Below are 11,433 nucleotides of genomic sequence, written 5' to 3'. Positions count from 1 at the left end.
TGCCGGGCCTCGCGGCCCCCGTCAAGTGTCTTCTGGACAACGCCCGCGGCCGCGCTGGATCTCCTCCGGCAGCCGGATGCCCTCGGCTAGCCTGGGATCGGCTTCGGGCTTGCCGTACTGCAGGGTAATCGGTACAACGCCTGCCCAAACCGGCAAGGCGTAATCCTCAGCGTCATCAATCGGCGGGCCGTTACGAACCTTGGCGCTGGCTTCGGCCAGCGGCAGCTCCAGCACCAGCGTCGCCTTCAACTCCTGGCCGGAAGGCCGCCGCGCCGCTTCCCAGCGCCCCGGCGCAATCTGATTACTGATGGCCTCCAGCGCCGCGAGCTTCTCGGCTCCACTGGTCAAGACCCGTCCCCGCCCAAATATCATTACCGAGCGATAGTTCATCGAGTGATTGAAAACTGAACGTGCCAGTACCAGCCCGTCAAGGTGCGTAATAGTGCAGCATAGCTCCACGCCCTCGCGCAGCGTGCGCAGCATGTGGCTAGCGGCCGAGCCATGAAGGTAAAGAAAATCCCCGCGCCGCCCATAGGCCGTCGGGATCACAACCGGATGACCTTCCGGCGCCACGAAGCCGACGTGGCATAAAAATCCTTCGTCCAGGATGGCGCGTATCTCCGCCGGATGGTAGCGTCCGCGCTCCGCAAGCCGCCTTACCTGCGTGCGGGAACTTGGAGCGCGGTCCTGCGGTTCGATCATAGCCGTCATTTTCGCACGAAAGTTCCACGTGAGCCGCCTGCTCTACAATGAAGCTATGAAACCTGCGCTGCTTTCCATACTCCTGGGCGCGGCGCTTCTGGCGCTCACTGCGTTCACCGCCGCACCAAAATCCACCACCAGCACGGATCCCATCCTCGGCGATGCGCATTCCAAACTGCGCGTCATCATTTATCAGGATTTAGAATGCCCCGACTGCGCGCAGTGGCACCAGATTTTCAAGAGCCAGATTATTCCCCGCTTTGGCAAGCAAGTCGGCTTCGAGTTTCGTGACTACCCCCTGCCGCAGCATCAGTGGTCCTTCAATGCCTCCGTGCTGGCGCGTTTCTTTGACATCCATAGCCTGAAGATCGGCATGGCCTGGCGCGACTACTGCTTCACCCACCAGAACGACCTCACGCCCGCCAATCTGATGGACACCGCCGCGCGCTTTGCCCACCCCTATGGCATCACCCGCACCCAACTGGAGGATGCCTTCGCCAACCCCGATCTGTTCGCCTTGGTGCAGGCCGATCAGCGCCGGGGCGGCCACGACAACGTGCAGCACACTCCGACCATCCTGTTCAACGGAACGGAAGCCAAAACCCCGCAGCAGCTCGAACTTTGGCTGGCGCAGGCGGTTGAAGCCGGCCACTAACAGACTTGGTGTAGGCAGTTTCACCTGATGTCGAAGCTGCACACGACCCGGGCTCCCGGACCATCGCTGGTCAGGTTTTGCTTTAACCCATTTCGGAGTCGCCGCTGCCCGGCTGGGCTCGTTCCAGTTCGGTCCGACGATCGCATTTTGAATCCGATCGCCTTCCAGCACTTTGCCCGCCCCCAGAGTCCAATCCTAAGTGCCGGGGCCTTCTCACTCCGAGCAACTTTCGGGAGGAAGCATGCGGGAGAACTCCAAATTGCGTAGTGCCATTCTAGAAACCCTTTGGAAAAGCACGTTGGTGGGCTTGGCGGTCTATGATCCCACTCAGGGCACGCTGCGGGACGCCAACGGCGCTTTTCTGGATTTGTTGGATAGCCGGTATCGGACCAAGAAAACGCTCGGCTCGCCGCTCGAGCAGTGTCTGCCGGAAATCGCCGTCAGCGGCTTACAGGAAGCGGTCCGCCAGTGCCTGAGTTCAGGTCTGGCCGTGCATGTTGATGCCGTCCGGTTTCATCGCAACGGCGGCGCCAGCACGTTGGTGAACTGCATTCTGTTGCCACTCGCCGAGGAGCGTAGCGAAACTGCCCCACCCCCGTCGGCACCCCTGCTGCTGCTGGTGGCTTCGGAGCGGAAAACCGAGCTGCCCGTGGGCGATAGCCTGAACCTGGTTGATGTGCACACCCGCCAGGCCTTGGCGCGCCAGTTCCACCTTAGCGCCCGCGAGATCGATATCGTCGGCGAATGTTTGCAGGGCAAGAAAAATCGCCAGATCGCGCAGGACTTGCACATCGGCATCTCCACGGTAAAGCGTCACCTCGAAAGCGCCTACCGCAAAATGGGCATCAGCTCCTCGCGCTCGCTGCCCATCGCCATACTGAACGTCCTACGGGCCTTGGACCCGGCCCCGGCGCCGCTCGAGTTCGCCGCCGTCGCCGCCGCTCCCGCCCCGCAAGCGGGCTCCCAAGCCGCCTAGCGCTTCGGTCAGGATAAAATGAGCAGCGTGCAACCTGCTCTATGCGAGACCCGGCCCGCGCGGCGGCCCGGCTACGGCTGCGAGCTGAAGCTGGACTTGGGCAGCGAGGCGATCGCCGTGAGCATGGGCTGCACGGTCGCGTTCACCGCCTCGCCAGCCGAGGAGAACGGCGGCGCCTGACCACCCTCGCCACTCATCCATACCAGATCGCCGTCCGGATTGACCAGTTGTAGATAGAGCCGGAACTGATACTGGCTCAGATCCTCTTCGCCACCGTTCAGATCCGTGTTGAGGGAGGGCATCCCGAGCGCATTCAGAGCGCTGCTGCCGCCCAGGGTGCCGTTATCTAAATTTCGAATGCTGCCGCCCTGATTGAGCGCCTGCAGATCCTGAATCACGGAGGGGGCAGTCGTGTCGGGCGCTGCGGCCTTGTGCGAGCGCCGCTTCTTGCCGGCTTTGCCGACGGGAGAGACGGGGATTGCCCGCCGCAGTACCCGCCCTTGCAGGATCACACTGGCATTGCCCTGGTTCTCGGTGATGACGACCTTTTTCGATTCAAACAGTGCCTGCGTCAGCAGCCCCTGAATCGCGGTAGCATCGGCCCCGTTCAGTGTCCCGATGTAGACGCGGATGACTCCCGAGGACGCGTCGGCCGTTGCCCGCGGTGCGGCTTGAGCCTGTGTCCCAATTGCGGGCGAGTTCGTAATATCAACCGCGTTCTTAGGTGGTCCCTGCGCTATCGTGCCAAGGGTGAGGGCCAGCCCGATGGCTGGGATCAAAAGGCTCCGCATAAACTGCCGTCCTCCGAAGGTGCTCTGGTAATAACGTACCCTGAACCGGCGCGGAACGCCAGCCGCGCCGTGCCTAAAGGATTACAAAACTTTTACATTGGTGGCTGGCTGCGGCTGTTACGGTGGGAATGGGAGGAATGCCATCATTGCCCGCTGCCGCTGCTTCGCCTGCTATTTCCGAACTTGAAGTCGATCTTGCCGGGGTCGCCCGCCGGCAAGGAGTGAATTGGCCCACGGCTCTGGCCCTGGTCGTCCTCCACGTGGGCGCCGTCGCCGCGCTGTTTTTCTTTACCTGGAAGGCTTTCCTGGTGGCGTGCGTTTTCTACTGGATCGCCATCGGGGGCGGCATTGGCATGGGCTACCACCGTCTCCATACGCATCGTTCCTACAAGGTTCCTCTGTTTCTCGAATACGCCTTGGCGGTGTGCGGGGCGCTGACGCTTCAGGGCGGGCCCATCTTCTGGGTTGCCACGCACCGGCTGCATCACCAGAAATCGGACGTGGACGGCGATCCGCATTCGCCACGCGATGGCGCCTGGTGGGCGCACGTCGGCTGGATTATTCTTGGCCGCCGCTGCCATAACGACACCCGCCAGATGGCCAAGTACGCCCCCGATCTCGGCAAGCATAAGTTCTACCTCTGGCTCAACAGCTACCATTACGTGTTCCTGGCCGCTTCGGTCCCCCTGCTGTACTGGTGGGGTGGCGTGAGCATGGTGTTGTGGGCGGTGTGTGTGCGGGTGGTGGTGGGGTTACACGCGACCTGGCTCGTCAACTCGGCGACGCACATGTGGGGCCCGCGCCGCTTTGCCACGCGGGATGATTCCCGCAACAACTGGTGGGTCGCACTGCTGACGTTTGGCGAAGGCTGGCACAACAACCATCATGCCCACCCCACCTCGGCGCGCCATGGCCTTGCCTGGTACGAGGCCGACTTGACCTACTGGCAGATCCGGTTGCTCGAGTGCCTCCACGTCGCCCGTAACGTGAAGCTGGCCAAGGTCTCTCAACCTCCCAACCCGCTGGAATCGTGACGCGGCAAGCACCCGAGCCTGCCAGTGGCTCGCCACTATTTGCCCTGGTCGCTCCCGTTGGTCGCTGGGAGTGCGGGCTTCGATTCCCGGCAGGGTCCGCCCGCTGGCGCTCAGGGCTCCTCCAAGCTGCCGCCAGTAGCCTGTAACCTGTAAACTGTAATGCATGCGGATCAATGGCCGCCGCCGCCGCGTGGCCGGTTTTATCGTGCTGGGCACGTGTCTGGTAGCGCTGGCTGCCGCCTTCAACGTGGGCTGGATCGTACTCAACAGCCGCGAAGGTGTGCTGTTGATCCTCGGCATTCTGCTGTTCCCGCTGATTGTCGCCGGACTGGTTCTGAACACGATTTTTCTGGTGCGCGAAATCCGCCGCAACGAACAGCACAACGCCTTCATCAACGCCGTCACGCACGAGCTGAAAACGCCGGTGGCCTCCATCCGGCTTTATCTGGAGACGCTGCAGGCGCGCCAGGTGGAGCCGGCGCAGCGCCAGGAGTTCTACCGCACCATGCTGGCCGATACCGATCGCCTGCTGGCCACCGTCGAACAGATTCTGCGCGCCGGGCGCGCCACCCACACCTTCCGCAAACCTATACGCCAGCAGCTCGATTTGGCCATGCTGGTCCAGGAGTCACTTGCCCAGGTCTGCGCCCGCTATGACCTTCCGGTAGGCGCGGTGGGCGGAAGGCCTCCTTCCCAAACTGCCACTACGCTGGGCGATGCGGAAGAGCTACGCGCCGCCATCGCCAATCTGTTTGACAACGCGGTGAAATACTCCGGCGGCAAGCCGCAGGTGACGTGGTCGCTGGGCCAGGAAGACCCCGGCTTCTGGACCTTGCGCGTCAGCGACCGCGGCGCCGGCATCCCGCGGGCGGAACTGAAGTCGATTTTCAAGCGCTTTTATCGCGTATCCAATCCGGCGGCGCAAGTCAGCGGTACCGGGCTCGGTTTGTTTATTGTGCGCTCCGTGGCGCGACGGCACGGCGGCCGGGTGCATGCGGAAAGCGACGGTCCCGGCCGGGGCAGCACCTTCGTCCTGGCGCTGCCGCAGGCGTCCGCTCCGGCCGCTCTGCCTCAGGAAGCGGGCGATTTCGGGCGCGCGCGCGTATGACCCGCATTCTCGTCATCGAGGACGAGAGCCACCTGGCCCAGGGTCTGCGCTTCAATCTCGAGGCGGAGGGGTACGCGGTTGAACTTGCGTCCAGCGGGGAAGCCGGCTTGGAACGTCTCCGCCGCGCGGATCCCACGATCGACTTGCTGGTGCTGGATGTCATGCTACCCGGCATGGATGGCTTTGCGGTGGCCGGCGCCTTGCGGCGCGAGCACCGCTATCTGCCGATTCTCATGCTGACCGCGCGTGGCCGGGCCGAGGATGTGCTGGCAGGTTTCGCTGCCGGTGCCGATGACTATCTCCCCAAGCCGTTCGAGTTGGCTATCCTGGTGGCGCGCCTCCATGGCCTGCTCCGCCGCCGCGGCTGGCAGGACGCCGCCCTCCCGGCCGCCAGCGATGTCTTTGATTTTGCCGGTCGTCACGTGGATTTTTCCAGCCGGGAACTGCGCGTGGGCCGCCGTGTTCTGGCCTTGACCTTAATGGAGGCCAATGTGCTGCGCTTCCTGATCCGCCATCAGGGCGCCGCCGTCTCACGGAAGGCCCTGCTGGAGGAAGTCTGGGGATTAAGCGAAGACACCGATACCCGCGCCATCGATAACTTTATGGTCCGCCTGCGGAAATACATCGAAGACGACCCCACCCGGCCCCGCCATCTGCTCACCGTTCGCGGCGTCGGCTACCGTTTCCTGCCCGAACCTTAACTTTCGCGGCTAGAGTGCGTGCGTGACCAGCCGCGAAGTGGAGTGGCTATGCAGCAGGTCGCTGGATAGCTGCTTGCTCAGGTACACCTTGGAGTTGCCACTGTCGCCGGGATCGGCCTCAAACGTGAGCACGTCGAATTGCAGATGGTCGAGTGCCGCCCGCATGCCATAGAACCGGTTCTTGGTCTTGACAACAAACTGCCGATACCCATGCCGGTGCGCCCACTCTTCCTGCTGCTCCGTGAGGGCGCGGTAGTGGCCCTGGTGCCGCCACTGCCGGCGTGTGCCTCCCAGCCAGCTATAGAACACCCGCCGATGGTCGAAGCGGAGGCAGTCACTCAATCGCTGTGCCAAATCCTGTACGTCGGGTTCGGTTTCCAGGTCGGGGGCGCGCAATTCGTGCCCCACTTTAAACGCAACCGGAACCCAGTGGCTTTCGTCTTCTTCGGAAGGCGCCAGGGAGATCAGGATCAGGTGATCGCGCGCTTGCAGGCGGCGCTGCAGCTCGGGAGCGGTTTTCCGGGCCGCGAATTCCTCGAAGTACTGTTCCATGTACTCGACTTCGAGACTGCCGGATTCCAAACTGTACTGCCGGATGATGTGTTGCACCGTGACTGAGCCTCTGCCCCGACGTCCAGGAACTAGAGTACCGCAAGCGGGCGTAGGGCAGCGTCCGGCCGGTCCACCGCGGCCAGGGCCACGCCCTCAAGTGTTCAGTTTGGCGGGGTTGGCGGGGCGGTGGGTCCGGCTAGAGTCTTTTGCGGATTCGCCCGCGTGCAGTTCCGAGGCTAAATAGCGTCCAGGCCAGTGGCAATGCGGACAAACGGCGCGGTAGATGCTGAAATGTTCCAGCTTCCAGCAGTCCTGGACGGCGAACACTACGCCGCAGCGCCCGCATTTCACGTGATAGCGAGCCTGTCGGAACGTACCCATACTTGGGATTGGATGTCATTTGAGGGCCGCAGGCTGGCCTGCGCCGTCCGCTCTTGTGCCTGGCGATTCGGTTTTCTGGCTCCATTTTGGGCGCGGCTAGCTATAATAGCGGAGACAATAACGGGCGCACCCGCAGGCAACGGTGTCGTCCCTCAACAAATTCGCCTGCCCCGCGCAGGTGCGGGAGACGAGACCCCTCTGCTCAAACTTTCGGCCCAGCTTCGCGCCCGCATTCGCTCCAGCCCTGTCCCCGCGCGGCTGCGGCCAAGCGTGCTTACGGCTCTGCTGGTGATCGTGGGGATGGGCAGCCTGGGGGCTGCTGCCCAAGCCGGCGCTCCGGCTCCGGCCGCCAGCCAGGTGCAGATCACCGCGCAGTACCCGAATACGATTTTTTCCATTGAATGCCACGGCAACCATCGCATCCCTTGTCAAACCATCCAGGCGCGCATGGGCACCAAGCCGGGCTCGGTTTACGATCCCGTCCAGATTAACCGCGACTTCAATTCGGTTTGGAATCTGGGCGCCTTCGACAATGTCACTTTCTCCATACAGCGCACACCCAAGGGCATCATCCTCGACGTTACCGTGACTGAGAAGCCGCTCGTGCGCGACATCAAGTATGAAGGTCTGAAGTCGATCACCGACTCCGATATCCTCGACCGCTACCAGGCACGGGGGGTGCATCTGGAGCGTGATGCTCCTTACGATCCCACCACGGTCAAGCATGCCGTAGTGGCGATCAAGGAACTGCTGGCCGAACACGGCCGCCAGTTTGCCAGCGTTACGCCGGTGCTTAACGTCCTGCCGCCCAGTTCCGTGAATCTGATTTTCAAGATTGATGAAGGACCCCAGGTCAAGGTCGGCAAGATTGCCTTCAAGGGCAATAAGGTCCTAAGCCACGGCACCTTGCTCGGTTCCATGAAGGAACTGCATCCCATTGGAATTCCGCACTCGCTGATCTTCGAGCACCTGTTCAGCCGCACCTACGATGCCGCCAAACTCTCCGCCGACATGGAGAGCATTCGCGAGGCCTATCAGGATCGCGGCTATTTCGAGGCCCTGGTCGAAGATCCGACCATCAAGCTGCGCACCACCCATGGCCACAAGCTCCTGTTTTTTGGCGCATCCGAAGGCCGCCGCGTCGACCTCACCATCCCCGTCGTCGAGGGCAACAAGTACCGGGTGGGCAAGATCAGCTTCATCAACAATCGCTTCATCACCAATGATGCGACCCTGATGAACTTGCTGGGTCTCAAGCCCGGCGACGTCATGGACGTCTCGAAGCTGCGCAAGGGTCTGAAGAACCTGACCAAGGCGTACGGCCAGTACGGCTACATCAACTTTGTGGCCAATCCCGAGCCTGCGCCCGATGAGAAGAGCCACAGCGTCAACATCGTGATGGACATGCAGGAGGGCAAGCCCTTCTATGTGCGCCACATCGAATTCAGCGGCAACACCACCACGCGCGATCGTGTCATCCGGCGCGAGTTGCTGCTTGATGAGGGTAGCCGCTTCAATAGCGTGGCCTGGCAGAACAGCATCCTGCGGTTGAACCAGTTGGGATACTTCGACGCCATCAAACCCGAAGATGCCACCATCACCCAGGACACCAGTGGTCCGGTCGGCGAGGTCGATGTCAACCTGCACGTCAAGGAAAAGGGCAAAAACAGTATTTCCCTCAACGGCGGTGTGAGCGGCATCGCCGGCAGCTTCCTGGGCCTGGGCTACTCTACCAACAATTTCCTGGGGTTGGGCGAGACTCTCGGCGTCACGACCGACTACGGCTCGTTGCAGCGCAACGTCACCTTCTCGTTCACCGAGCCCTACGTGAAAGATCGCCCGCTGCAGCTGGGTTTCAGCGCCTACATCAATGATTTCCATTACGACCAGGCGCGCGAGGCCTCGATTCTGTCCGGGCAGAACCTGTCGAACTATTTCGCCGCTCTCGGCGCCAGCAACCTATTGAACTATGCCCAGAACTCGCACGGCTTCACCTTCAGCGCCAGCTATCCCAAGCCGCGTTCGTTCACGCGCTACGGCATTGCCTACCGCTGGGACAACTCCACCGTGGTGCCCTTCACTCCAGCGGCCAGCCTGCTCTTCAACTCGGTTGCCTTCAACGGCATTTCCGGCCCCAACAGCCTTAACGGCATTGTCACCAGCGAGGTGATCCCCTCATTCACCATCAACACCGTGGATAATCCCACCTGGCCCACCCACGGCAAGAACATCTTTCTCTCGCTGGGTGTTTCCGGTCTCGGCGGCAACGTCAAAATTCTCGAACCGCAGTTGCAATTGGAGTATTTTCACCCAGCCGGCTGGCACAACGTTCTGGCCATGCGCTTCCTGGGTAACTTCGTGACCGGCTACGGAGGCGTGGAACCGCCCAACTTCGATCGCTTCTTCACGGGCGGTGAGGACACCGTTCGTGGTTTCGACATTCTGGCGGTTACGCCCATTGCGCTGATTCCCACCGAGACCGCGGTGACGCTGCAGGACCCCTTCAATCCGGGACAGCCGCTGACCAAAAACGTTCCCAATCCCACGCCCGGTAATCCCAACGGCACCATTCCGGAAACCTTCACCGTCAAGATTCCTACCTACCAATTCGCCACCCCTGGCGGCGACACGATGGCGATTGGCAATCTGGAGTACCGCATTCCGATTACCCAGGGCCAGATCCCGGTATCCGTTGCCTTCTTCACCGACGCGGGCGTCGACATGATCACCCAGCACCAGCAGCTCCAGGTTAGCTCGCAGGTGCTGAATACGCTGCAGACCAGTTTCGGCCGGCCCTTCTCGCGCGCCATCCCCATCGCCAAGGGCACCAACTCCCAAATCCGCATGTCTGCCGGCGTCGAGCTTGAGGTCACCCTGCCCATTATTCATGCTCCGGTGCGGTTGTACTACGCCGTCAATCCCGGCCGTGTGGATACCCTCATCCGGCCGCCACAATTGTTCACCAAGGCCGATTTCGAGCGCGGCATCCCCGGCGCCTTCCTGAACGACGCTGATGTCCAGCGCTCCATCGCCTTTACTATGGGGCAGTTGATGAATAGGCCGGGCACGCCCTTCCGCGAAGCGCCGCATGTTCTGCGCTTCACCATTGGGCGTACTTTTTAATACAATGGGGCAGACGTTGCGCTGTACCGGGCCACTTCGGAGGACATCATGAAATTCAGGTTGTTTGCAGCAGTTCTCGGCCTATGCCTGAGCGTGGAGCTGTTAGGCGCGGCCGCTATGGCGCAGGCGCCCAACAAAAACGCGGCGCCTCCCGCCTTGCCAGCCGCGCCCAGTGTGACCGGCCCCAGTAAGCTGGCATTTATTAATTTTCAGCAGGCGATTTCTGACACCCACGAGGGCGCCAAGCTGGTCGGGCAGCTCAAGGCCAAATACGAGCCCAAGCAGGCCCAGTTTGCGCAGGAAAATGCCCAAATCCAGGCGCTGCAAAAGCAGCTCTCGGATGGCGCCAGCACCATGAGCGCCGACGCCAAGCGACAGCTTAGTCAGAAGATTCAGGATCAGCAGCGTAATCTGCAGCAATCGGCTCAGGACGCGCAATCCGATTACCAGCAGGATGTCGAAGGCGTTCTGCAGCAGGTGGGGACCAAGCTCATGCCCATCATCGACAGCTATGCCAGGCAGCACGGCTATACCCTGGTGGTGGATAGCGGTCTGCGCTGGCCGCAGTCGCCGGTGGTTTATGCGGAGCAGGGAACCGACATTACCGGCGTGGTGGTCCGGCTCTATGATCAGGAGCATCCCGCAACCGGTTCGGGTCATTAGCCCCGACCGCCGCCATTGACTATAATCACTGAGAAATATTCATGAAGCCCATGTCCAAATTCCTTGCCACATGCCTGTGCGCCGTTACCGTGTCGCTGGTGGGGCTCGCGCAGACCCCGAAACCTGCTGCCAAAGCGCCTGCCGCGCCGAAGCTCGCGCCCGCGCCCACCGTCACCGGCCCCAGTAAGATCGGCATCATCGACCTGCGTTCCGCGATCGTGGATACGGCCGAAGGCAAGAAGCTGATCGACAACCTGCAGGCCCGTTTCGCTCCCCGCCGCACCGATCTCAAAACGCAGCAGGATGCCATTCAGAGGCTAGAGAACCAGCTCAAAAACGGCGGCAACACCATGAGCGCCACCGCCAAGCAGGATCTCAATCAGCAGATCCAGCAAAAGCAACGGGACTATCAGCAGCTACTGCAAAATGATCAATCCGACTTCCAGGACGCCCAGACGCAAATCCTGAATGAGGTGGGCAATAAGATGATGCCCATCGTGGAAACCTACGCGAAGGCCCATGGCTATACCGCGATTGTCGACGTCAGCTTCCAGTGGCCGCAGAGCCCGGTGCTGTACTACAATCCCGGCGCGGTGATCACCGGCGACATCGTCCGCATCTACGACAAGGCCAACCCCACGGCGGCCACTTCGGGTTCCACCAATCCCGGCGGTCAGCGCTAAAGCAGGTCGTTCGGTCTGTCGGTCGTACGCGGCCGCCGACGGCGCCTGCCCGGGCTGACCGCTA

General features: G+C 61.8%; 11 protein-coding genes. 8 read left to right on the top strand and 3 right to left on the bottom strand.

Annotated elements, in window-relative coordinates; translation table 11 throughout:
- Positions 1 to 21 precede the first annotated feature (21 nt).
- Entirely contained in the window at positions 22 to 702 is a 681-nt protein-coding gene (locus tag EPN33_02165) for a pyridoxamine 5'-phosphate oxidase family protein (protein ID TAN24590.1), read from the bottom strand.
- 55 nt (positions 703 to 757) lie between these two features.
- On the opposite strand from EPN33_02165, the gene EPN33_02160 reads away from it, so the two are divergent.
- Positions 758 to 1,357: a hypothetical protein gene (locus tag EPN33_02160; GenBank protein ID TAN24589.1), complete on the top strand. Its 600-nt coding sequence runs from the start codon at positions 758 to 760 to the stop codon at positions 1,355 to 1,357.
- A gap of 241 nt (positions 1,358 to 1,598) precedes the next feature.
- The gene (locus EPN33_02155; GenBank protein ID TAN24588.1) at positions 1,599 to 2,333 is read left to right on the top strand and encodes a helix-turn-helix transcriptional regulator; all 735 of its coding nucleotides are present in this window, start codon (positions 1,599 to 1,601) and stop codon (positions 2,331 to 2,333) included.
- Positions 2,334 to 2,404: 71 nt separating this feature from the next.
- Here the strand turns inward: EPN33_02155 and EPN33_02150 are convergent, their stop codons facing one another.
- Complete coding sequence (locus tag EPN33_02150) at positions 2,405 to 3,124, bottom strand: hypothetical protein (GenBank protein TAN24587.1); 720 nt, start codon at positions 3,122 to 3,124, stop codon at positions 2,405 to 2,407.
- A gap of 137 nt (positions 3,125 to 3,261) precedes the next feature.
- On the opposite strand from EPN33_02150, the gene EPN33_02145 reads away from it, so the two are divergent.
- The 3 genes from EPN33_02145 (at position 3,262) to EPN33_02135 (ending at position 5,967) form a co-directional block, all read left to right on the top strand.
- Complete coding sequence (locus tag EPN33_02145) at positions 3,262 to 4,158, top strand: acyl-CoA desaturase (GenBank protein ID TAN24586.1); 897 nt, start codon at positions 3,262 to 3,264, stop codon at positions 4,156 to 4,158.
- Positions 4,159 to 4,321: 163 nt separating this feature from the next.
- A complete protein-coding gene (locus EPN33_02140) occupies positions 4,322 to 5,266 on the top strand; it encodes a HAMP domain-containing histidine kinase (protein ID TAN24585.1) in 945 nt (314 codons plus the stop codon).
- Positions 5,263 to 5,967 (top strand): response regulator transcription factor, encoded by a 705-nt coding sequence (locus EPN33_02135; protein ID TAN24584.1) that lies wholly within the window; start codon positions 5,263 to 5,265, stop codon positions 5,965 to 5,967. Before EPN33_02140 ends, EPN33_02135 begins: the two co-directional genes overlap by 4 nt.
- A 9-nt stretch (positions 5,968 to 5,976) precedes the next feature.
- On the opposite strand, the gene EPN33_02130 is transcribed toward EPN33_02135, so the two are convergent.
- Positions 5,977 to 6,576 carry a hypothetical protein gene (locus EPN33_02130; GenBank protein TAN24583.1) on the bottom strand — a complete coding sequence of 200 codons (600 nt, stop codon included), beginning with the start codon at positions 6,574 to 6,576 and terminating at the stop codon, positions 5,977 to 5,979.
- Between the two features lie 198 nt (positions 6,577 to 6,774).
- Between EPN33_02130 and bamA the strand changes: the two genes are divergently transcribed.
- The 3 genes from bamA to EPN33_02115 are packed head-to-tail and all read left to right on the top strand — an operon-like array spanning position 6,775 to position 11,369.
- Positions 6,775 to 10,023 (top strand): outer membrane protein assembly factor BamA, encoded by a 3,249-nt coding sequence (gene bamA / locus EPN33_02125; GenBank protein TAN24582.1) that lies wholly within the window; start codon positions 6,775 to 6,777, stop codon positions 10,021 to 10,023.
- Between the two features lie 48 nt (positions 10,024 to 10,071).
- Positions 10,072 to 10,686, top strand: coding sequence for an OmpH family outer membrane protein (locus tag EPN33_02120; protein ID TAN24581.1), 615 nt, complete (start codon positions 10,072 to 10,074; stop codon positions 10,684 to 10,686).
- A 41-nt stretch (positions 10,687 to 10,727) separates the two neighbouring features.
- Complete coding sequence (locus EPN33_02115) at positions 10,728 to 11,369, top strand: OmpH family outer membrane protein (GenBank protein TAN24580.1); 642 nt, start codon at positions 10,728 to 10,730, stop codon at positions 11,367 to 11,369.
- Positions 11,370 to 11,433: the final 64 nt, after the last annotated feature.

It is taken from the genome of Acidobacteriota bacterium, from assembly GCA_004299485.1.
In the GTDB taxonomy this organism is placed as follows: Bacteria; Acidobacteriota; Terriglobia; order Terriglobales; family SCQP01; genus SCQP01.
This window is presented reverse-complemented; position numbering and strand designations above follow the sequence as displayed.